This window comes from Buttiauxella cochleicola (assembly GCF_021283185.1).
GTDB lineage: Bacteria > Pseudomonadota > Gammaproteobacteria > Enterobacterales > Enterobacteriaceae > Buttiauxella > Buttiauxella massiliensis.
Map to the genome: position 1 here is coordinate 366,608 of NZ_JAJSOS010000001.1, position 20,908 is coordinate 387,515.

The window sequence follows — 20,908 nt, forward strand, 5'->3', positions numbered from 1 at the left end:
ATGCGTATTATCCTTTATCTTGAAACCACTTGCGCTTATGAAGCTCACTTAATTTTGTGGATGTAATAGTCCCTATTCCATTAGAGTCAATTACACAACGAACTTTATCAAAACCCCACTTACCACCTCTATCAGAAAAGTAAGCTATATACTTATCATCATCTTGTTGAAAATAATGCACATTATAATTAGCGGCTTTTAAATTACCACAATTGAACTCTCTCACCCATTCTTTACTCGTCGCATAATCGAGAATATACACTTGGATATTATTAAACCACCCGATAGCAATAATAACCCAAAACATACTAGCAACCATGGTTGTAGCTATATTCAATACACTATCTACATCATCACGCGTAATTGAAAAAAAATAAAAAACAAAAAGAGACAGTTGTATCACCAACAAAACACACGCACCAAAAAAAGCCCATCCCAAAAAAAGATTAATTAGAGGTGAATCTGCAATATTAAGCCCGGCACTGACTAAAAAGAAACTTGCAAGATAACTACTAGAAATAATAAATATAATTGGTAGCACTGTGTAAAAAACAAATCTCAACATTCGACCAATAAAATCATCACGTTGCCACAAGTGAATATATTTAAAAACCCCATAGCCAGTTACTATTAATAAAAAACCAGCAAACATCACTCTCGCAACCCAGATAAAATTTAAATTTGACAACACCACGGCTAGCAAAAATATAACCCACGCACCCCGAATCAGGATATTACTGAACAAACTTGACGACGATGTTGACCCAGAGGTAAAGAAATATAAAGCCTGAGTTTTTAACCATGCAGCATTATAAAAAATATAAATCATAGTAATTATTACTAAAAAAAGCCCGCCAATAACATAAGACTCCCCGCTAAATTCACTTGAAACGAAAAATACATTCACACAACAAAATATAAAAAATGTAGTGTAAAAAATAGCATTCTTAATTTTTAATGGCATAACTATTCCTTGAGCATATCGTTAACAATTTTTAATTGTTGCATCTAAAAGTAACGCAATACTTCGTATCCACGTTGCGAACTTATCAAATGTGAAGGGTTTACACATCTACCAATTTCAAACCATATACTATTTATGGTTACTCATTTGCATCCCACCCTACTCCTTAAGTAGCGGTTCGCTACCCAATGATTAGCGAATTGATTTTGCTCAATATCCGCTCTGCCTCAGTTGCTATTTTCGCCGCCATTCATACGTCATAACAATGAGGTTACGATGGACGTCAGTCGCAGAAAATTTTTTAAAATCTGTGCCGGCGGGATGGCAGGGACTACCGCCGCAGTTCTGGGATTTTCTCCCAAAGCGGCACTTGCCGAGGTGCGCAACTTTAAGCTTTTGCGCGCCAAAGAAACCCGCAATACCTGTACATACTGCTCAGTAGGCTGTGGTTTGCTGATGTATAGCCTGGGCGATGGCGCGAAAAACGCCAAATCCAGCATTTTCCATATTGAAGGTGACCCGGATCACCCGGTCAACCGTGGGGCGTTATGCCCGAAAGGCGCGGGACTGCTGGATTACATCCACAGCGAAAGCCGCCTGCGTTACCCGGAATACCGCGCGCCAGGCTCTGATAAATGGCAGCGTATTAGCTGGGACGATGCATTCTCACGCATTGCCCGCCTGATGAAGGACGACCGCGACGCCAATTTCGTTGAGAAGAATGAGCAAAACGTGACGGTCAACCGTTGGCTCTCCACCGGCATGTTATGCGCGTCGGCGGCCAGCAACGAAACCGGAATGCTGACACAAAAATTTGTCCGTTCGCTGGGCATGTTAGCGGTAGATAACCAGGCGCGCGTCTGACACGGACCAACGGTAGCAAGTCTTGCTCCAACATTTGGTCGCGGTGCGATGACCAACCACTGGGTTGATATCAAAAACGCCAACGTGGTGATGGTGATGGGCGGCAACGCCGCTGAAGCGCATCCGGTGGGTTTCCGCTGGGCGATGGAAGCCAAAAACAACAACGACGCCACGCTGATTGTGGTCGATCCGCGCTTTACCCGCACAGCATCTGTTGCGGATATTTACGCGCCAATCCGCTCCGGCACCGACATTACTTTCCTGTCGGGCGTTTTGCTGTACCTGATTTCCAATAACAAAATCAACGCCGAATACGTTAAGCATTACACCAACGCCAGCCTGCTGGTGCGCGATGATTTTAGCTTTGATGACGGCCTGTTTAGCGGCTACATTGAGTCCAAACGCCAGTACGACAAAACCAGTTGGAACTATCAGTTCGACGAAAACGGCTATGCCAAACGCGACGATTCGCTCACACATCCGCGCTGCGTGTGGAACCTGCTGAAAGAGCACGTTTCCCGTTACACGCCGGAAATGGTCGAGCATATTTGCGGCACGCCGCAGGCCGATTTCCTGAAAGTGTGTGAAGTGCTGGCTTCCACCAGCGCTGCCGATCGCACCACTACTTTCTTGTACGCCCTGGGCTGGACGCAACACACCGTGGGCGCGCAAAACATCCGCACCATGGCGATGATTCAGTTATTGCTCGGCAATATGGGCATGGCGGGCGGCGGCGTGAACGCCTTGCGCGGGCACTCCAACATTCAGGGTTTGACCGATCTTGGCCTGCTGTCCACCAGTCTGCCGGGTTACCTGACGCTGCCGTCAGAAAAACACACCGACCTGCAAACGTATCTCACTGCCAACACGCCAAAAGCCACGTTGCCGGGCCAGGTGAACTATTGGGGTAACTATCCGAAGTTCTTCGTCAGCCTGATGAAAGCGTTTTATGGCGATGATGCGCAAAAGGAAAACAACTGGGGCTACGACTGGCTACCGAAGTGGGATCAGGCGTACGACGTGCTGAAATACTTCGACATGATGGACCGCAACAAAGTGAGCGGTTACATCTGCCAGGGCTTTAACCCGGTGGCCTCGTTCCCGGATAAAAACAAGATTGTCGCCAGCCTTAGCAAGCTGAAATATCTGGTGATTATCGACCCGCTGGTCACCGAAACGTCTAACTTCTGGCAGAACCACGGCGAGATGAACGACGTGAATCCGGCGGAGATTCAGACCGAGGTATTCCGCCTGCCATCCACCTGCTTTGCCGAAGAAGACGGTTCGATTGCCAACTCCGGACGCTGGTTACAGTGGCACTGGAAAGGGGCTGATGCACCGGGTGAAGCCCGCAACGACGGCGAAATTCTGGCTGGGATTTATCACCAGATCCGCGAGCTTTATCGCACCGAAGGCGGTAAAGGTGCCGAACCATTGTTAAAAATGGGCTGGCATTACGAGCAGCCTGACCATCCAGAATCCGAAGAAGTTGCCAAAGAGAACAACGGCTACGCGCTGGAAGATTTGTTCGATGCCAACGGTAATTTGCTGGCGAAGAAAGGCCAGCTTCTGGACTCGTTCGCCCTGATGCGCGACGACGGTTCCACGTCCTCTGCCTGCTGGATTTACGCCGGGAGCTGGACGGCGAAAGGCAACCAGATGGCGAACCGCGATAATGCCGATCCATCAGGCCTGGGTAACACGCTGGGCTGGGCCTGGGCGTGGCCGCTCAACCGCCGCATTATCTACAACCGCGCGTCTGCCGATCCTCAGGGCAAACCGTGGGACCCGAAACGCATGTTGATTCAGTGGAACGGCGCGAAGTGGGTTGGCAACGATATCCCGGACTACAACACTGCCCCACCGGGCAGCGGCGTGGGGCCGTTTATCATGCAGCCAGAAGGTTTAGGTCGCCTGTTTGCCATCGACAAAATGGCGGAAGGCCCATTCCCTGAGCATTACGAACCGTTTGAAACGCCGCTCGGTACTAACCCGCTGCACCCAAATGTAGTCTCGAACCCGGCGGCACGCCTGTATGAAGCAGACGCTAAACGCATGGGCAAACGCGAGCAGTTCCCGTATGTCGGCACCACTTATCGCCTGACCGAGCACTTCCACACCTGGACCAAGCACTCACGGCTTAACGCGATTGCGCAGCCCGAGCAGTTTGTGGAAATCAGTGAGAAGCTTGCGAAAGCCAAAGGTATTGCCAACGGCGACCACGTGAAAGTCAGCAGCAAGCGCGGGTTTATTCGCGCCGTTGCGGTGGTCACGCAGCGCCTGCAAACGCTGAACGCAGGCGGGCAGGAGGTGGAAACCGTCGGTATTCCGCTGCACTGGGGCTTTGAAGGCACGGCACGTAAAGGCTATCTCGCCAACACGCTGACGCCGTCAGTCGGTGACGCTAACTCGCAGACGCCAGAGTACAAGGCGTTTCTGGTCAACATTGAGAAGGCGTAAGGAGCGAACTCATGTCCATGCAATCTCAGGATATTATTAAGCGTTCGGCTACCAACGGCTTTACGCCGCCGCCGCAGGCTCGCGACTTCAAAGAAGAAGTCGCCAAGCTGATTGACGTCTCAAGCTGTATCGGCTGCAAAGCCTGCCAGGTCGCCTGTTCGGAGTGGAACGACATCCGCGATGAAGTCGGTCATTGCGTCGGGGTTTACGATAATCCCGCCGATTTGAGCGCCAAATCCTGGACGTTAATGCGCTTTAGCGAAACCACGCAAAACGGCAAGCTGGAGTGGCTTATCCGCAAGGATGGCTGCATGCACTGCGAAGATCCGGGCTGTCTGAAAGCCTGCCCGTCAGCCGGTGCCATCATCCAGTACGCTAACGGTATCGTCGATTTTCAGTCGGAACACTGTATTGGCTGCGGCTATTGCATCGCCGGGTGCCCGTTCAATATTCCGCGCCTGAATAAAGACGATAACCGCGTCTACAAATGCACGCTGTGTGTCGATCGCGTCAGCGTCGGCCAGGAGCCGGCCTGCGTGAAAACCTGCCCGACGGGTGCCATTCATTTTGGCACCAAAAAGGAGATGTTGGACGTAGCCGACGAGCGCGTGGCGAAGCTGCAAAAACGCGGCTATCAGCATGCGGGCGTTTACAACCCGCAGGGCGTCGGCGGTACACACGTGATGTACGTGCTGCACCACGCCGACCAGCCGGAGCTGTACCACAATCTGCCGAAAGATCCGCAAATCGACGTGCCGATTAACCTGTGGAAAGGGATCCTCAAACCGCTGTCGGCGGCCGGTTTTATCGCCACCTTCGCCGGGCTGATTTTCCATTACATCGGCATTGGGCCGAACGAAGAGGTGGATGAAGACGAGGAGGAACATCATGATTAAGCAGAGCAAATCGATTGTCAGGACGAAATTTATCGACCGCGCCTGTCACTGGACGGTGGTAATTTGCTTCTTCCTGGTGTCGCTTTCTGGTATTGCGCTGTTCTTCCCGACGCTGCAATGGCTGACGGAAACCTTCGGCACGCCGCAGATGGGGCGCATCCTGCACCCGTTCTTTGGGGTGCTGATTTTCGTGGCGCTGATGTTTATGTTTGTGCGTTTCGTGCATCACAATATCCCGGAAAAGCAGGACTGGCCGTGGGTGAAAAATATTGTCGAAGTGCTGAAGGGCAACGAGCATAAAGTCGCGGATGTCGGCAAATATAACGCCGGGCAGAAGATGATGTTCTGGACCATTATGAGCATGATTTTCGTGCTGCTGGTAACCGGTGTAATTATCTGGCGGCCTTATTTCGCCTCGTACTTTCCCATCAAACTGGTGCGTTACAGCCTGCTGATTCACGCCACCGTCGCCATCATATTGATCCACGCTATTTTGATTCATATGTATATGGCTTTCTGGGTGAAAGGGTCGATTAAAGGGATGATCGTCGGCAAAGTCAGCCGCCGCTGGGCACAGAAGCACCATCCACGCTGGTATCGTGCGGTTCTGGCGAAAGAAGCGAAGAAAGAGAGTACTGAAGGGTTGTAGTGCTCTGCCCTGATTTCCCCGGTGCATTTGTGCCGGGGATTTGTATCGACAGGAATTTTCCCGGACAATGCGCTTTTGGAAATGTTTTATACCCAAAATAATTCGAGTTGCAGGAAGGCGGTAAAAGAAGGAATCCCGATGAGCTTACTTGAGTAAGTGATTCGGGTGACTGAGAGCCGCCAACGCACCTGCAACTTGAAGTATGAAGGGTATTACTTCGGCGTAACAATAATGATGAAACACCCTCTCGAAACCTTGATAAGCGCTGGCAGTATTTTGCTGCTGGCGTTTTTTTCCTGCCTGCTGCTTCCGGCCCCGGCGCTGACCGTTGAACTGGCGCAAAAGCTTATCAAGATGTTCCACCTGCTGGATATGAACCAGCTTTACACCATTATTTTTTGCCTGTGGTTTCTGGCGCTGGGCGCGATTGAATACTTCGTGGGGCGCTTTATCTGGAAACGTTGGTTTTCGATAGACCGTGATTGATAAGATTATTTGTGTCGGTTGACGCTACGCTTAACCGACCTACAAAGCCTTCTGCAACACAATCGAACGAATATCATTACCCGTCGGCGCTTGATGAATCCGCAGCCCAAACTCGTCAACCACGGCAAATATATGCTCGAAGATATCAGCCTGAATGGCTTCATATTCCAGCCATGCTACGGTGTTGGTAAACGCATAAATCTCTATCGGCAAGCCTTCAGCCCCTGGTGCTAACTGGCGCACCATTAGCGTCATATCCTTACGAATACGTGGATGGTTTTGCAGATATTCGGTGAGATAAACCCGGAATGTCCCGACGTTGGTCATGCTACGGGCATTGAGCACTGAAACCCCGTCGCTATTATGGGTTCGATTATATTCTTCAATTTCTTTGCTGCGCGAGTCGATATAGGGCTTCAATAATCTCGCATTCATTAAGCGTTGTATTTCATCGGCGGAAAGAAAATGAATACTGGTGGTGTCAATATTGATACTGCGCTTAATACGGCGACCACCGGACTGCGACATGCCACTCCAGTTTTTAAAGGCATCAGAAACCAGAGCATAAGTTGGAATAGTGGTAATAGTATTATCCCAGTTACGCACCTTCACGGTAGTCAGGCCAATATCAGTCACCGCACCATCAGCACCAAACTTAGGCATTTCCAGCCAGTCACCCAGCTTTAACATACGGTTTGCCGAGAGCTGTATACCGGCCACCAGCCCAAGAATCGGATCTTTAAATACCAACATTAATACCGCAGCCATTGCACCCAGGCCGCTGATAAGAATCGCAGGAGATTGGCCGATAATTCTGGAAATCATCATGATGCCAATCACCAGGGAGCTAATGAGCTTCACACCCTGGAATATTCCTTTTAGTGGAATATCCGACGTAATAGTAAATTTCTGTGAGAAATTATAAATAACATCCAGCAAGGAGAATAACGACAGTAAGGAATAGAGCATAATCCAAAGCTGTGCGCCGATAATTAATATCTCGCTGGCGTCACTGCCTTTTTGCAGCCACAGCACCGCCTGAATATTAACGATAATCCCTTGCAGGGTTGAAGCAAGCCTATGAAATAGCTTGTTTTCTGTGATGATTTGCAGCCACAAATGCTGACTGGATTGCGCACGTTTCTCAAAAGTGCGCAGTACAACGCGGTGTAGAATAAAATGTACAATTAATGCAAATACAAAAATAATACCCAGAACGACTAATATCGAAGTTGTTGGATCAAGCACAACACCAAAAGTACTTAGAAATGAAACCAAATCTTTCATAATAACTCCTTCCTGAACAACGCATATAATGGAGGGAGATGATTCTTAGTGCAACTTTCAAGGCATTTTAATTCACTGAACATTCTTTACAATATTATCATTGCATTTATGAGTAGCAGCTAATTACCAGTGATAATAATGAGATAAAAACAGTATCTACGCCCGATCATTTCCAGACGGCTGGCTATACTCAATTCAATAATTGTCAGAACAATGAGAGTCCAGCATGCCACTAAGTGATTTTAATCATTCTGACCCATACACCCTCGGCATCGAGCTGGAATTGCAAATCATCAATCCACCAGCCAACGATCTCAGCCAGGACTCATCGCTGCTGATTGACTCTCTGAAAGGCCTGGTGACAGAAGGCGAAGTCAAACATGACATCACCGAAAGCATGCTGGAAATCGCCACTGGGGTGTGTGGCGATATCGCGCAGGCTCAGGCGCAGCTTTCAAGTTTGCGCCAGCATGTGCTGCAATCAGCAAGTAAACATCATCTGGCAATTTGCGGTGGCGGTACGCATCCATTTCAAAAATGGCAGCGCCAGGAGGTGTGCCAGAGCGAACGCTATAACAAAACGCTCGAGCTATATGGCTATTTAATGAAGCAGGCGACAGTATTTGGCCAGCATGTGCATGTCGGCTGTGAGAACGAAGAGGACGCTATTTATTTGCTGCATGGCCTGTCGCGCTTTGTTCCACACGTCATCGCGCTCTCGGCTTCATCGCCGTATATTCAGGGGGCAGATACAACCTATGCCTCGTCACGTTTGAATATCTTCTCGGCATTCCCGGATAACGGGCCTGCGCCTTTCGTCGGCGACTGGAACGAGTTTAAGTGGATGTACCAACGCCTTGAGTCCAGCAGCATCGTTCAATCGATGAAAGACCTGCACTGGGATATTCGTCCAAGTCCAAAATTTGGCACCATTGAAGTACGTGTAATGGACACGCCGCTGACTATTACACGTGCGGTCCATATCGCCGGATTTATTCAGGCGTTGGCGCTGTGGCTGCTGACCGAGCGCCCGTTCGTCCCGCGCTCGGAAGATTACCTGCTCTACCGTTTCAATCGCTTTCAAGCCTGCCGCTTTGGGCTGGAAGGCGTGCTGACAGATGTGCGCAGTGGCGAGCAACGCACAATGGCGGAAGATATTTTGCCATTGCTGGATACTCTTGCGCCGTATGCGGCACAACTCCGGGCATCATCAGCTTTAGAAGCCGTTGAAGGTTATGTGCGTAATAACGACAGTGATACGCGCCGTATTCGGCAGTTTATTGCTGGGGGAGGACTGCTGACCGAGTTGATGCGAGAACATTGTGAAATTTGGGCAACTGAGTGAATTTATTCTCTGCCAGGTGGCCTATTTGAAATAGGCCAATGCGATTTCTGATAAATAACGATTAACGCTTAAACCTTAGCGCCTCAACAAATAAAGAAAATGCGGTGGTGTGTTGTTTACGACTTGGGTAATACAGGTAATAACCGGGGAATGGGGCGCACCACTCTTTAAGTACCGTGACCAGCTCGCCACGCTCAACGGCTGCTGCTACCGAATCCTCCGGGACATAGGCCAGGCCAAGACCGACTGTTGCGGCATCAATCCGCTGGCGCAAGCTGTTAAACGTCAATTGCCCGTCAACGCGCACGCGTAATTCCCGCCCCTCTTTTTCAAATTCCCAGGCATACAAGCCACCCATAGTTGGCAGACGCATATTGATGCAATTATGGCTTTGTAATTCTTGCGGTGAATGCGGTGTGCCTTGCTTTGCGAGGTAATCAGGGGAACCAACTACCGCCATGCGCATATCCGGGCCAATACGTACCGCAATCATATCTTTGGCAACTTGTTCACCGAGACGAATTCCGGCATCAAATCGCCCGGTAACAATATCCGTCAGGGTGTTATCGACAGTAATTTCCACTTTTATATCCGGGTAATCCCCCAGAAAAGATTTCAGTACAGGCCACAGCACCGAATCTACCGCGTGTTCTCCTGCAGTTATGCGGATATTGCCCGCTGGGTTTTCACGCATTTCAATCAGCGCTTCCAGCTCGCCTTCAATTTCTGCGAAACGAGGCCCAAGGCTCTCCACCAGCTTTTCACCGGCTTCAGTTGGGGCAACGCTGCGTGTTGTGCGCGTCAGTAAGCGTAATTCGAGGCGCTCTTCCAGAGCGCGAATAGCGTGGCTTAACGCCGACTGAGATACGCCTAATTTGGCGGCAGCTTTGGTGAAGCTACGTTCACGGGCAACCACCAGGAATGAAATCAGGTCGTTAAAGTTCTCTTTTAACATATGCAAATCTGCCATCGCTGCATTAACTGGTTATCAGTATACGCCGATTCATGAATTCAACTCATAGCTCCTTGCGTATTTACCGGGCTAATCAGCAGTAATAACAGGCGCTAACATAGCTTTTTCGCTCCTCGTAACGAAGCGTGGGCACTCAAACCACGACCAACTTATCTGCCAGTCGCGCTCAGTTACCTATACTTCTGACTGGTGTTATCTCTGTTAACCCCGGCATTGAATGCCGAAGTAGAGGAAAAAATGGAAGAAAAGCTGAAAATCATCCAGGCTGGATCACAGCCTTCTCAAACGGGTCCGGAAAGTTACTTCACAGGTAGAGTCCGTATTGATGCACCTTTCCAGACCACGCCCCCCGCTCGTACCGGTGGCGCTACCGTCACCTTTGAACCTGGCGCACGTACCGCCTGGCATACGCACCCACTTGGGCAAACTCTGATTGTCACCCATGGGCACGGCTGGTTGCAGGAATGGGGTGGTGAAATCCGCCAAATGAATCAAGGTGATATCGTCTGGATCCCTGAAGGGGTGAAGCATTGGCATGGCGCGACGCCAGACAACGCTATGACGCATATCGCCATTGCTGAGTCACTCAATGGCACCCCTGTCGAGTGGCTGGAACACGTCAGCGACGATCAATACAAAAAAGATACCCTTCATTCTTGAAGTTGCTTCGGCGTTGGCTGCACTCACCCCAGTCACTTACTTGAGTAAGCTCCCGGGGATTCTCGAGTTTGCCGCCTTGAAGCAACTTCAATTATTTTGGGTATAGCCTCTCAACCCGGAGAACAACCATGACGATGAAAGTGCTCGGTTATGCGGCACAGTCCGCAGATGTTCCACTTGCTCCATTCGAATTTATGCGACGCGCACCGCGTCCTGATGACGTGGTGATCGAAGTGATGTACTGCGGCGTTTGCCACTCAGACCTACACCAGGCGCGTAATGACTGGGGTTTTAGTCAATATCCTGTGGTGCCCGGCCATGAAGTCGTTGGGCGCGTGGCCTCCGTTGGCAGTGACGTGACAAAATTCAAGCCAGGCGATTACGCGGGTATCGGCTGTATGGTGGACTCGTGTCGTATCTGCCATCCGTGTAAAGAGGGCCTTGAGCAGTACTGTGAAGAGGGCAACGTGCAGACCTACAATGGCGTTGATCGCCATGATCATCTGCCAACCTACGGTGGTTACTCGCAGGCGATTGTCGCCTCAGAAGATTTTGTGCTGAAAATGCCTGAGGGCATGGATCTCAAAGGTGCGGCCCCATTGCTGTGCGCGGGTATTACCACGTGGTCGCCACTGCGCCACTGGAATGTAGGCGAAGGTAGCAATGTGGCTGTTATCGGGCTGGGTGGCTTAGGCCATATGGCACTGAAACTGGCAAACGCGATGGGGGCGGAAGTCACTCTGTTCACCCGTTCTGCGAGCAAAGAGGAAGACGCACGCCGTCTCGGGGCGCATCACATTGTACTTTCCACCGATGATGAGCAGATGGCATCGGTTAGAAATCAGTTCGACCTGATTATCGACACCGTACCTTATGACCACGATATCAACCCGTATATGCCAACTCTGACGCTGGATGGCACGCTGGTGTATGTCGGTTTGCTGGGCAACATTGAACCGCCAGTTAGCACCTTGCCGATGATTCTGGGTCGCCGTTCAGTTGCCGGCTCCTGTATTGGCGGCATCAAAGAAACCCAGGAAATGCTGGATTTCTGCGGTGAACACGGGATTGTTTCAGATATTGAGATGATCAACATGCCGGATATCAACGCAGCCTATGAGCGGATGCTGAAAAGCGATGTGAAGTACCGTTTTGTGATTGATATGGCGACGCTGAAAGCCTGATTGCACAAACCCTCTCTGTAAAAAAGGGAGGGTTTTTCTGGTTATACCCTCCCTTCCACCATCACATTTCATATACAATCGCGCAACACTCGCCGTATTTGGTAGATAGCCCGGTTGCCGTCACTCTTCTCCCTTTCACGTCATAAATGGCCTTTTGCTCTCGCTTTACTGGCGATGGCGATGCTTTTTATCGCCCCGGTGATTTCAAAGTCACTGGAACAGCGGCGTGCGGCGGCGAATGGTGACCATCATGTGATGAGCCATTCAGGCGGCATGATGATGGAGATGGGCAATATGGAAATGCCCACTGCATCCCATTTGATGCCGGGCGCGGGCGCTTCCTTGATGGATGATATCGCCTGCGGGTACTGCCAACTTCTGCTGCATATCCCACTGATCGTCTGGCTATTTATTCCCTTTGTCTGGTTGGCGTGGCGTATTTCGCGTGCGCCACCTCCTCCGGTTATCGCAGCGCTTCTGCCCCAGCACGACGATGCCGAAGCGCTGCCACGCGCGCCTCCTGTCGAACTGTCTCGTTAATAAAAACATCATTTAACGTCACAGTTTTACTGGAGATAACCATGTCTGTGAATCAATCTCAGCTCGCCCGCCGTGGCGCGCTGCTGACGCTTTTGCGTCGCCTGCATTTCTATATTGGCTTGTTTGTTGGTCCGTTTATTTTTATCGCAGCACTTACCGGCACCCTATATGTGTTGACGCCACAAATTGAGAATGTGCTTTATCATCAAGCCTTGCGCACGCCAGATACCGGCCTAAACCAGTCGCTTTCGCAGCAAATAGGCGCGGCACGCCATTATATTGGCAACGATGCCAGCATCTCAGCCGTACGGCCTGCCCCTTATCCAGGCGACACCACCCGCGTGCAGTTTGTTGACCCGACGCTTGGTGAGTCTGAATCTCGTGCCATTTTTGTCTCGCCTGCAACACTTGCCATCCAGGGCGATATGACGGTGTATGGCACCAGCGGTGTGCTGCCACTGCGTACCTGGATTGATCAATTCCATCGCGCATTGCTGCTGGGTGATACCGGCAGAATTTACAGTGAGCTTGCTGCGTCCTGGCTATGGGTTGCAGCACTTGGCGGCGTGGTGTTGTGGCTGACCTCACGGCCAAAAAGAAAGTTAAAAGTACGGCAAACCCCGCAAAGAAAAGCGCGCCACTGGCACATTACGCTGGGTGCTGCGTTGCTGCTCGGCCTGCTGTTTTTCTCTGCCACCGGGCTGACATGGTCGCAGTGGGCAGGCGGCAATATCGACAAAATGCGCAGCACGCTCGGTTGGATGACGCCGCAGGTAAATACCTCGCTGGCACCAAAAACCGGGCATCAGCACCACGATCCCCACGCCGAACATCATGCCATGATGCCGGGAATGGTAATGCCGCAAACAGACGACAGTGTCTGGGATCAGGTACTTGCAGCCGCTCGTGGCGCCGGAATTGAATCGAGTAAAATCGAAATTCGCCCAGCCCGTTCGGCAGATAAGGCCTGGACCGTGACCGAAATTGACCGCGCCTGGCCGACGCATGTTGATACCGCAGCGGTCGACCCAACCAGTTTTAAGGTGATTGACCGCACCTGGTTTGCTGATTTCCCGCTGGTTGCCAAACTGACGCGCTGGGGAATTGATGCTCATATGGGTGTGCTTTTCGGGCTGGCAAACCAGCTATTGCTGGCAGCGTTTGGCATTGGTCTGTGCGCGATGGTGATTCTCGGTTACCGGATGTGGTGGTTAAAACGCCCGGCGGCTTCTGCGAGCAACCCCTCACAAACGCTAAGTGAAGCGTGGCTTGCACTGCCAGGTGCGTGGCGTGCAGGAGTGGTGATTGTCGCGCTGCTCTTTGGCTACTGCCTGCCGGTAATGGGTGCCAGCCTGTTGCTGTTTATCGTTGCTGATATTGGCCGCTGGCGCAAAAACGCGTTGAAATTGCAGACTTCGTAATTCCCTTCCCCCTCTCTTTCTGGCGAGGGGGAAATCGTATTCTCCAGCCCTCCCCTCTACAAATATTGGTCCTACCAATCCCGCCAAAAACGTGACCTCTTTGTGCATAACGACAAAAAAGCGCAACACCAATATTGCCATTAATTAACAAAAGATTAACCTTTACGTATTATCTACCCTACATCGCAATATTGGTCCTACCAATTAAGCGAAAAATAATAAGCACATCACGTTCTGGAGAGTCCTGCATGCAAGCCTGGCAACAAGTCTATGACCCCGCAGGTAACATATGGCTATCAAGCCTCATCGCCGCTATTCCGATTATTTTCTTCTTCTTCGCACTGATTAAACTGCGTATGAAGGGCTACACCGCCGCCACCATTACCGTGGTCCTGGCGCTATTAGTGGCGTTACTTTTCTACCGTATGCCGGTTGACCGCGCATTGTCGTCAGTTGTGTACGGCTTCTTCTACGGACTCTGGCCGATTGCCTGGATTATTATCGCCGCGGTTTTTGTCTATAAAATCTCAGTAAAAACCGGGCAGTTCGACATTATCCGTTCGTCGATTCTTTCCATTACGCCTGACCAGCGCCTGCAAATGCTGATCGTCGGTTTTTCCTTCGGCGCGTTTCTTGAAGGGGCTGCGGGTTTCGGTGCGCCAGTGGCGATTACCGCCGCATTACTGGTTGGCCTCGGCTTTAACCCGCTATACGCCGCTGGTCTTTGCCTGATAGTGAACACCGCACCAGTAGCGTTTGGTGCGATGGGGATTCCCATTATTGTCGCAGGCCAGGTTACCGGACTCGATAGCTTTGAGATCGGCCAAATGGTGGGCCGCCAGTTGCCGTTCCTGACCATGATTGTACTGTTCTGGATTATGGCGATTATGGACGGCTGGCGCGGTATTAAGGAGACGTGGCCTGCGGTAATTGTGGCGGGTGGTTCATTCGCCATAGCGCAATTCCTCAGCTCAAACTTCTTAGGGCCAGAGCTTCCTGACATTATCTCTTCGCTGGTTTCACTGGTTTGCTTGACCGCTTTCTTACGCGTCTGGAAGCCGGTTCGCATCTTCCGTTTTGGCGATATTGGCGCATCGGTCACCGATCAGACGCTGGCTCGCAAAAACTACACCGCCGGCCAGGTGGTTCGCGCCTGGATGCCGTTTATCTTCCTGACAGCAACCGTCACACTCTGGAGCATCCCGCCGTTTAAAGCGCTGTTTGCACCAGGTGGTGCCATGGCTGATTGGGTATTGAACGTCTCGGTGCCATTCCTCGACAAAATGGTCGCCAAAATGCCACCGGTTGTCGCCGAAAGCATGGCCTACGCGGCGGTGTATAAATTTGACTGGTTCTCAGCAACCGGCACCGCGATTCTGGTTGCAGCACTCATCTCCATCGTTTATCTGCGCATGAAACCGAAAGCGGCCATCGAAACCTTCGGTGAAACGCTCAAGGAGCTGGCGCTGCCGATTTACTCCATCGGCATGGTGTTGGCATTCGCGTTTATCTCCAACTACTCCGGCCTTTCGGCAACGCTCGCTCTGGCGTTGGCGCATACTGGCCACGCATTTACTTTCTTCTCGCCTTTCCTTGGCTGGCTGGGTGTGTTCCTGACGGGTTCAGATACGTCATCAAACGCCTTGTTCGCCGCGTTGCAGGCCACGACCGCACAACAGATTGGCGTGTCGGACTTGCTGCTGGTTGCCGCCAACACCACGGGTGGCGTCACCGGGAAGATGATTTCGCCGCAATCTATCGCCATCGCCTGTGCAGCAGTAGGGCTGGTGGGTAAAGAGTCGGATCTGTTCCGCTTCACCGTTAAACACAGCCTGATTTTCACCTGCATGGTTGGCGTAATTACTACACTACAGGCCTATGTCTTAACCTGGATGATCCCTTAATGACGACGCACCTGCGCCTGGCCGACCATCTGGTCGAGCGCGTAAAAACACTGATTAGCGAACGTAATCTGGAGGCGGGCATGCGGTTGCCCGCCGAACGCCAGCTTGCGGCTGAAATGGGCGTCTCACGCTCATCAATTCGCGAGGCGATTCAAAAGCTAATTAGCGAAGGCATTCTGATTAGCCGTCGCGGCGGCGGCACCTTTGTGCGCTATGAAGTTCAGGCGTGGTCTGAACAACGAATCGTACAGCCACTGAAAACGCTGGTGGAAGATGACCCCAACTACCGCTACGACATTTTAGAAGCGCGCCACGCGATAGAAGCCAGCACTGCGTGGTACGCAGCTCAGCGGGCCACACCTGCCGACAAAGAGAAGCTCATCGCCTGCTTTGATGCGACGGTGAAATTTAAAGAGAGCGATGACCCGGATCTCGCAGCCCAGGCCGACGTGCGCTTTCACCTGGCAATTGCCGAAGCCTCTCACAACATCGTATTGCTCCAGACAATGCGCGGTTTTTTTGACCTGCTGCAATCCTCCGTAATGCATAGCCGCCAGCGCATGTACACCGTACCGGCAATTTTTGCCGGGCTAACTGAACAGCATAACGAACTGTTGCAGGCCATTCTGGCAGGCGACCCGGAACGTGCGCGCACTGCCGCAAAAACACACCTTGGGTTTGTCCATACCACGATTAAAACCCTGCATGAAGATGAAGCCCGACAGGCGCGAATCACCCGCCTGCCCGATGAAGATACCGACGTAACAAGGGACGAAAATCCATGATTATTTCAGCTGCATCAGACTACCGCGCCGCGGCAAAACGCATTTTGCCGCCATTCCTGTTCCATTATATTGACGGTGGGGCTTATGCCGAACACACGCTGCGTCGCAACGTTGATGACCTGGCGCAGGTGGCGTTAAAGCAGCGCGTATTGAAAAACATGTCGGCATTGAGCCTTGAAACCAAACTGTTTAATGAAACCCTATCGATGCCGGTAGCGCTCGCACCGGTTGGTTTGTGCGGAATGTATGCCCGCCGTGGTGAAGTACAGGCGGCAAAAGCGGCAGCCGCAAAAGGCATTCCGTTTACGCTTTCTACCGTTTCTGTCTGCCCGATTGAAGAAGTGGCACCCGCCATTGACCGACCAATGTGGTTCCAGCTGTATGTTTTAAAAGACCGTGGTTTTATGCGCAATGCGCTGGAGCGCGCCAAAGCCGCTGGCTGCTCGACGCTGGTGTTTACCGTTGATATGCCGACCCCTGGTGCGCGTTATCGCGATGCGCATTCCGGTATGAGCGGGCAACATGCCGCGCTTCGTCGTTACTGGCAGGCCGTGACGCATCCGCAATGGGCGTGGGATGTCGGCCTGAACGGTCGCCCCCATGATTTAGGGAATATCTCAACTTATCTGGGTAAACCGACCGGGCTTGAAGATTATATTGGCTGGCTTGCAAATAATTTCGATCCATCGATTTCCTGGAGTGACCTGGAGTGGATTCGTGAGTTCTGGGATGGCCCGATGATCATCAAGGGCATTCTCGACCCGCAAGATGCCAAAGATGCGGTACGTTTCGGGGCTGATGGGATTGTGGTGTCAAATCACGGGGGCCGCCAGCTCGACGGCGTGCTGTCATCGTGTCGCGCCCTACCCGCCATTGCTGACGCTGTCAAAGGTGATATCGCGATTCTTGCCGATAGCGGCATCCGCAGTGGGCTGGACGTGGTGCGCATGATTGCGCTCGGAGCCGATACTTGCCTGTTAGGCCGCGCTTATCTGTATGCGCTGGCAACCCACGGCCAGGCAGGTGTCACCAACTTGCTGAACTTAATCGAGAAAGAGATGCGCGTGGCGATGACGCTGACCGGTGCTAAATCTATCTCTGAAATCAGCCCTGAGTTGCTGGTGCGCGAAGGGCTTAAAGATATTCTTTCGCCACAAAGCATGGCGGTTGGGTTTTAAATAAACTGATGCTCGCCAGGTTGTCAGTGGCGAGCATTTCCACTTAATTCGTCAGCTCCGCAAAACTGATACCAGCAGCATTAATGATTTTTTTAGTAGTGCTAATGGTCGGGTTGCCGCGTGAGGAAAGCGTTCTGTAGAGCGTTTCGCGATTCAGTTTGGTTTCGGCGGCAATTTTGCTCACCCCACCTCGTGCTTCAACAAGGCGGCGTAAAGCCAGCAGGAATAACACTTCACCGTTTTCTTCATCCAGACCCGCAAATGCCCCTTTTATATATTCAACGGCAAAGGCGGGATCTTCTTGAAGCATTTCAATAACAGTTTGGTCAAACTCGTTAAATTTCATTTTCTGACTCCCGATGTTCTTGCCACCACGCCACTGCCTGGTCGATATCCGCTTGCTGCTTGCTGCTTGCGTTTGTCACCACCGAGCAGTAACAGATAAGTATTCTTGCCTTCATGGGCGTAATAAATTCTGTAGCCCGGCCCTTCATCTATGCGCATTTCCCAAACGCCTTGCCTGCAAGGCTTATGGTCACCTGGGTTATTGAGCGCTAACTGGTCAATTCGTTGTACGATCTTTGTTTTAGCGCGTGCATCCCTTAACACCCTTAACCACTCATCAAATGGAACCCTGCCATTTTGCAATTTGAAATACTTAATGATGTTCATCCCTGAAGCCCCTCAATTGTAGCTTAAATACCACAACGGTCAATGAATAAATTTTGCGCGAAAAAGCTTATTGCGCAGCAGGCTACAGCAGGACCAATGAATACAGCGAGAGAAGTTCGAAGGGGTGTTTCAGCTTTGCGGCATATCTTCCAGGATGGAAATAAATGGAGCAACGCTGCCGCCGAAACTCATCGGGACAGCGTTTGTAGAACGTTAATTGAGTTTGTAATCGAGGGTAATTTCAGCTTTCATCAATTGTGAAACCGGACAACCGGCTTTGGCTTTCTGAATGATTTTGTCGAACTTCGCGCTATCTGCATTCGGCACTTTTACCGTGCTGGTTAACGCTATTTTGGTGATAGCAAAACCACCATCGGTTTTATCCAGTGAAACATCGGCTACTGTATCAATGCTTTCTGCTGTGTAGCCCTCTTCGCCAAGCATCAGCGAGAGCGCCATCGAGAAACAGGCTGCATGTGCGGCACCAATTAGCTCTTCTGGATTGGTACCGGCTGCGCCTTCAAAGCGGGTATTAAAACCATATGGCTGTTCTTTCAATGCGCCGCTCTCGGTAGAGACGGTGCCTTTACCGCGTTTAATGTCACCTTCCCAGTGAGCCTGCCCTTTCTTATGAATCGTCATCTTTGTGCTCCTGTTTTATTTACGCAAAGCATAAGTATAGAAGTTGAATACAGGTCTGCCTGGCAACTAAGAGCAATCCTTACCGCGTAAAAATAAATCGAATAAATCCTCACCCTCAAGTGTTCACTGCATACCGAACACCACGAGGGCTTTACCATGAACCGTTTTTCTCCCTGGTTGTTACCTGCTATTGCGAGCAGCTTCTTATTACTTTCAGGCTATGCTCTGGCGATGGGTGGTAGCAATGATGAACCCACCCCGCCAACCTGTCCGAAAGGGCAAATTTATGACTCGAAAACCAAAACCTGCATGGTCGATAAAGGCGGGATGATTGGCGATGAAGCGCGTACCGATTACGCCTACGCGCTGGCAAAAGCGGGTCGTTATCAAGAAGCTCTGGATATGCTCAACACGCTAAAAGATCCCAACACTGCCGAAGCGCTAAACTATCGAGGCTACGCCACTCGCAAGCTTGGCCGCACCGATGAAGGCATCAGCTATTATTTAAAATCTGTAGCGCTCGATCCCAAATATCCAAAGGTTCGTGAATATCTGGGCGAAGCCTACATGATCAAAAATCGTCCTGATTTAGCACGTGAGCAGCTTGCGACTATCAAAACGCTGTGCGGTGTCGGTTGCGAAGAATATCGTGACCTTGCAGCAGCCATCGACGGTCATCCGGAATCCTGATATTCGCCTGTGGAGGCAAAAATCAGCAGCGAGACAATACGCAACGAAATAGCCCACTACCTTTCCCGTTTGTGGCGTTACGCCCTGGTGCTTTCACATAAGCGGGATGTGGCGGACGATCTCGTTCAGGCTACCTGTGTGCGGGCACTGGAACGCGCCTCACAATACGTTGCTGGCAGTCGGATGGACCGCTGGCTGTTCTCTATTTTGCATTCGATCTGGATTAATGAAGTGCGGGCCCAGCAAATTCGCCGCGGGCAAGGTTTTGTCGATGTGGATGAACTGCCCGGAACTGAAAACAGTGATGACCCTATTTGGTCAAACGATGTGATGAAACGAGTTAATCGCCTACCCGAAGCCCAGCGAAATACCGTTTTTTTGGTATACGTAGAGGAGCTGTCATACCAGGAAGCAGCAGTAGTGCTGAATGTGCCTGTTGGAACGGTAATGAGCCGCCTTTCCACGGCGCGTCTCACGCTTGCAAGAGACAGCGCACTCCAGCCAAATTCGCCGCAAATCAAAGGAGAGAAATCATGAGACTTCCGCTGGGTTCGGACGAAATGCTGGTGGCGTATCTGGATAATGAGCTCAGTGATGCACAGCGCAAAGTTCTGGAAAGCAGGCTGATTGAGGACGACGCTCTTGCTCAGCGCCTGGCTCTACTGGAGCGAAGCAATCTGCCTTTTAAAAAGGCTTTTGAACCACTACTGGAGATGGCCCCAGCTAAGCGATTACAACAGCGGCTCCCTCCTGAAATTCGCAAAACCTCAGGGGTTTCGCGACGCCATTTGATTGCGGCCGCAGTCGGTTTCCTGGCACTTGGCGTGATTGGCGATCGGGTGATTATTCATTTAACGCAACCCGAAGATAACTGGCGCGAATTAGTGGCGCAGTATATGGCGCTTTATACGCCGGAAACACTGGCAGAAACGCCATCAAACCAGGCTATGGATGCGCAATTGCAGACAACGGGCGAACAGCTAGGCCTTGTTCTTTCCTCTTCGAGTCTGTCGTTACCAGGTGCAGTATTAAAGAACGCGCGAGTGCTGGCTTATGACGACCAGAAAATTGCGCAAATTACCTGGCTTGATGAAGTGCATGGCCCAATGGCGTTATGCATTACAAAAAATACTGGCCGCGGGATGCAAAAGATGAACGAACAACGACTCGGCATGAATATTGTTTATTGGGCAAGTGCTAACCACCAGTTTATGGTGATTGGGCATGGTACTGAGGAACAAGTTAGTCAAGTTGCTGAGCGGTTACAAAGTACAATTGGTGCTTAGTTAAGACAGGCAGCAGCTTTGC

At 51.1% G+C, this 20,908-nt stretch carries 20 protein-coding genes and 1 pseudogene; 15 read left to right on the forward strand and 6 right to left on the reverse strand.

All coding sequences use genetic code 11. The annotated features are described in order from the left end of the window. Nucleotides 1-7: 7 nt before the first annotated feature. Nucleotides 8-964, reverse strand: a complete 957-nt coding sequence (locus tag LVQ76_RS01660; RefSeq protein ID WP_232920823.1) for a hypothetical protein — start codon at nucleotides 962-964, stop codon at nucleotides 8-10. 276 nt (nucleotides 965-1,240) lie between these two features. Here LVQ76_RS01660 and fdnG point away from each other — a divergent pair, with 276 nt between their 5' ends. The 4 genes from fdnG to LVQ76_RS01680 all read left to right on the forward strand — a co-directional run bounded on the left by fdnG (nucleotide 1,241) and on the right by LVQ76_RS01680 (nucleotide 6,319). Further along, nucleotides 1,241-4,288, forward strand: coding sequence for a formate dehydrogenase-N subunit alpha (gene fdnG, locus LVQ76_RS01665; protein ID WP_232920824.1), 3,048 nt, complete (start codon nucleotides 1,241-1,243; stop codon nucleotides 4,286-4,288). Nucleotides 4,289-4,299: 11 nt separating this feature from the next. Then, nucleotides 4,300-5,184: a formate dehydrogenase subunit beta gene (fdxH, locus tag LVQ76_RS01670; protein WP_232920825.1), complete on the forward strand. Its 885-nt coding sequence runs from the start codon at nucleotides 4,300-4,302 to the stop codon at nucleotides 5,182-5,184. After that, on the forward strand, nucleotides 5,180-5,833 hold the full coding sequence (fdnI, locus tag LVQ76_RS01675; protein WP_232904220.1) for a formate dehydrogenase-N subunit gamma: 654 nt from the start codon (nucleotides 5,180-5,182) through the stop codon (nucleotides 5,831-5,833). Before fdxH ends, fdnI begins: the two co-directional genes overlap by 5 nt. Nucleotides 5,834-6,067: 234 nt before the next feature. Beyond that, nucleotides 6,068-6,319, forward strand: a complete 252-nt coding sequence (locus LVQ76_RS01680; RefSeq protein WP_232920912.1) for a DUF1158 domain-containing protein — start codon at nucleotides 6,068-6,070, stop codon at nucleotides 6,317-6,319. A 39-nt stretch (nucleotides 6,320-6,358) separates the two neighbouring features. On the opposite strand, the gene LVQ76_RS01685 is transcribed toward LVQ76_RS01680, so the two are convergent. Further along, the gene (locus LVQ76_RS01685; protein ID WP_232920826.1) at nucleotides 6,359-7,606 is read right to left on the reverse strand and encodes a mechanosensitive ion channel family protein; all 1,248 of its coding nucleotides are present in this window, start codon (nucleotides 7,604-7,606) and stop codon (nucleotides 6,359-6,361) included. A gap of 226 nt (nucleotides 7,607-7,832) precedes the next feature. Between LVQ76_RS01685 and LVQ76_RS01690 the strand changes: the two genes are divergently transcribed. Next, entirely contained in the window at nucleotides 7,833-8,951 is a 1,119-nt protein-coding gene (locus tag LVQ76_RS01690) for a YbdK family carboxylate-amine ligase (protein WP_232864200.1), read from the forward strand. A gap of 61 nt (nucleotides 8,952-9,012) precedes the next feature. Here LVQ76_RS01690 and LVQ76_RS01695 read toward each other — a convergent pair whose 3' ends face one another. After that, entirely contained in the window at nucleotides 9,013-9,906 is an 894-nt protein-coding gene (locus LVQ76_RS01695) for a LysR family transcriptional regulator (RefSeq protein WP_232920827.1), read from the reverse strand. Nucleotides 9,907-10,161: 255 nt separating this feature from the next. On the opposite strand from LVQ76_RS01695, the gene LVQ76_RS01700 reads away from it, so the two are divergent. The 7 genes and pseudogenes from LVQ76_RS01700 (at nucleotide 10,162) to lldD (ending at nucleotide 17,596) form a co-directional block, all read left to right on the forward strand. Next, nucleotides 10,162-10,584: a (R)-mandelonitrile lyase gene (locus LVQ76_RS01700; protein ID WP_154155248.1), complete on the forward strand. Its 423-nt coding sequence runs from the start codon at nucleotides 10,162-10,164 to the stop codon at nucleotides 10,582-10,584. Nucleotides 10,585-10,712: 128 nt separating this feature from the next. Continuing rightward, a complete protein-coding gene (locus LVQ76_RS01705; RefSeq protein ID WP_304502992.1) occupies nucleotides 10,713-11,768 on the forward strand; it encodes an NAD(P)-dependent alcohol dehydrogenase in 1,056 nt (351 codons plus the stop codon). Nucleotides 11,769-11,882: 114 nt separating this feature from the next. After that, the gene (locus LVQ76_RS01710; RefSeq protein WP_255680968.1) at nucleotides 11,883-12,308 is read left to right on the forward strand and encodes a DUF2946 domain-containing protein; all 426 of its coding nucleotides are present in this window, start codon (nucleotides 11,883-11,885) and stop codon (nucleotides 12,306-12,308) included. Between the two features lie 41 nt (nucleotides 12,309-12,349). After that, nucleotides 12,350-13,702 (forward strand): annotated as a pseudogene (locus tag LVQ76_RS01715) (PepSY-associated TM helix domain-containing protein); the annotation flags it as partial. A 275-nt stretch (nucleotides 13,703-13,977) separates the two neighbouring features. Next, nucleotides 13,978-15,633, forward strand: coding sequence for an L-lactate permease (gene lldP / locus LVQ76_RS01720; RefSeq protein WP_232920829.1), 1,656 nt, complete (start codon nucleotides 13,978-13,980; stop codon nucleotides 15,631-15,633). Further along, nucleotides 15,633-16,418 carry a transcriptional regulator LldR gene (gene lldR, locus LVQ76_RS01725; protein WP_232920830.1) on the forward strand — a complete coding sequence of 262 codons (786 nt, stop codon included), beginning with the start codon at nucleotides 15,633-15,635 and terminating at the stop codon, nucleotides 16,416-16,418. Before lldP ends, lldR begins: the two co-directional genes overlap by 1 nt. Next, complete coding sequence (lldD, locus tag LVQ76_RS01730) at nucleotides 16,415-17,596, forward strand: FMN-dependent L-lactate dehydrogenase LldD (RefSeq protein WP_151994839.1); 1,182 nt, start codon at nucleotides 16,415-16,417, stop codon at nucleotides 17,594-17,596. Before lldR ends, lldD begins: the two co-directional genes overlap by 4 nt. Nucleotides 17,597-17,639: 43 nt before the next feature. Here lldD and LVQ76_RS01735 read toward each other — a convergent pair whose 3' ends face one another. The 3 genes from LVQ76_RS01735 to LVQ76_RS01745 all read right to left on the reverse strand — a co-directional run bounded on the left by LVQ76_RS01735 (nucleotide 17,640) and on the right by LVQ76_RS01745 (nucleotide 18,910). Next, nucleotides 17,640-17,942, reverse strand: coding sequence for a helix-turn-helix domain-containing transcriptional regulator (locus LVQ76_RS01735; RefSeq protein WP_232864197.1), 303 nt, complete (start codon nucleotides 17,940-17,942; stop codon nucleotides 17,640-17,642). After that, nucleotides 17,939-18,268 carry a type II toxin-antitoxin system RelE/ParE family toxin gene (locus tag LVQ76_RS01740; RefSeq protein ID WP_370640049.1) on the reverse strand — a complete coding sequence of 110 codons (330 nt, stop codon included), beginning with the start codon at nucleotides 18,266-18,268 and terminating at the stop codon, nucleotides 17,939-17,941. The genes LVQ76_RS01735 and LVQ76_RS01740 overlap by 4 nt, the downstream gene beginning before the upstream one ends. A 213-nt stretch (nucleotides 18,269-18,481) precedes the next feature. Beyond that, nucleotides 18,482-18,910 (reverse strand): OsmC family protein, encoded by a 429-nt coding sequence (locus tag LVQ76_RS01745; protein ID WP_034456864.1) that lies wholly within the window; start codon nucleotides 18,908-18,910, stop codon nucleotides 18,482-18,484. Between the two features lie 156 nt (nucleotides 18,911-19,066). Here LVQ76_RS01745 and LVQ76_RS01750 point away from each other — a divergent pair, with 156 nt between their 5' ends. The 3 genes from LVQ76_RS01750 (at nucleotide 19,067) to LVQ76_RS01760 (ending at nucleotide 20,886) form a co-directional block, all read left to right on the forward strand. After that, nucleotides 19,067-19,600 carry a tetratricopeptide repeat protein gene (locus tag LVQ76_RS01750; protein WP_232920831.1) on the forward strand — a complete coding sequence of 178 codons (534 nt, stop codon included), beginning with the start codon at nucleotides 19,067-19,069 and terminating at the stop codon, nucleotides 19,598-19,600. Between the two features lie 87 nt (nucleotides 19,601-19,687). After that, a complete protein-coding gene (locus tag LVQ76_RS01755; protein ID WP_232864287.1) occupies nucleotides 19,688-20,137 on the forward strand; it encodes an RNA polymerase sigma factor in 450 nt (149 codons plus the stop codon). Next, on the forward strand, nucleotides 20,134-20,886 hold the full coding sequence (locus LVQ76_RS01760; protein WP_232920832.1) for an anti-sigma factor family protein: 753 nt from the start codon (nucleotides 20,134-20,136) through the stop codon (nucleotides 20,884-20,886). The genes LVQ76_RS01755 and LVQ76_RS01760 overlap by 4 nt, the downstream gene beginning before the upstream one ends. The last annotated feature ends 22 nt before the right edge of the window (nucleotides 20,887-20,908 follow it).

Coding starts and splice junctions, on each gene's coding strand:
- lldD (WP_151994839.1), top strand. CDS start 16,415: ATGATTATTTCAGCTGCATCAGACTACCGCGCCGCGGCAAAACGCATT.
- LVQ76_RS01705 (WP_304502992.1), top strand. CDS start 10,713: ATGACGATGAAAGTGCTCGGTTATGCGGCACAGTCCGCAGATGTTCCA.
- LVQ76_RS01695 (WP_232920827.1), bottom strand. CDS start 9,906: ATGTTAAAAGAGAACTTTAACGACCTGATTTCATTCCTGGTGGTTGCC.
- LVQ76_RS01740 (WP_370640049.1), bottom strand. CDS start 18,268: ATGAACATCATTAAGTATTTCAAATTGCAAAATGGCAGGGTTCCATTT.
- LVQ76_RS01660 (WP_232920823.1), bottom strand. CDS start 964: ATGCCATTAAAAATTAAGAATGCTATTTTTTACACTACATTTTTTATA.
- lldP (WP_232920829.1), top strand. CDS start 13,978: ATGCAAGCCTGGCAACAAGTCTATGACCCCGCAGGTAACATATGGCTA.
- lldR (WP_232920830.1), top strand. CDS start 15,633: ATGACGACGCACCTGCGCCTGGCCGACCATCTGGTCGAGCGCGTAAAA.
- LVQ76_RS01750 (WP_232920831.1), top strand. CDS start 19,067: ATGAACCGTTTTTCTCCCTGGTTGTTACCTGCTATTGCGAGCAGCTTC.
- LVQ76_RS01690 (WP_232864200.1), top strand. CDS start 7,833: ATGCCACTAAGTGATTTTAATCATTCTGACCCATACACCCTCGGCATC.
- LVQ76_RS01680 (WP_232920912.1), top strand. CDS start 6,068: ATGAAACACCCTCTCGAAACCTTGATAAGCGCTGGCAGTATTTTGCTG.
- fdxH (WP_232920825.1), top strand. CDS start 4,300: ATGTCCATGCAATCTCAGGATATTATTAAGCGTTCGGCTACCAACGGC.
- LVQ76_RS01745 (WP_034456864.1), bottom strand. CDS start 18,910: ATGACGATTCATAAGAAAGGGCAGGCTCACTGGGAAGGTGACATTAAA.
- LVQ76_RS01760 (WP_232920832.1), top strand. CDS start 20,134: ATGAGACTTCCGCTGGGTTCGGACGAAATGCTGGTGGCGTATCTGGAT.
- LVQ76_RS01735 (WP_232864197.1), bottom strand. CDS start 17,942: ATGAAATTTAACGAGTTTGACCAAACTGTTATTGAAATGCTTCAAGAA.
- LVQ76_RS01700 (WP_154155248.1), top strand. CDS start 10,162: ATGGAAGAAAAGCTGAAAATCATCCAGGCTGGATCACAGCCTTCTCAA.
- LVQ76_RS01685 (WP_232920826.1), bottom strand. CDS start 7,606: ATGAAAGATTTGGTTTCATTTCTAAGTACTTTTGGTGTTGTGCTTGAT.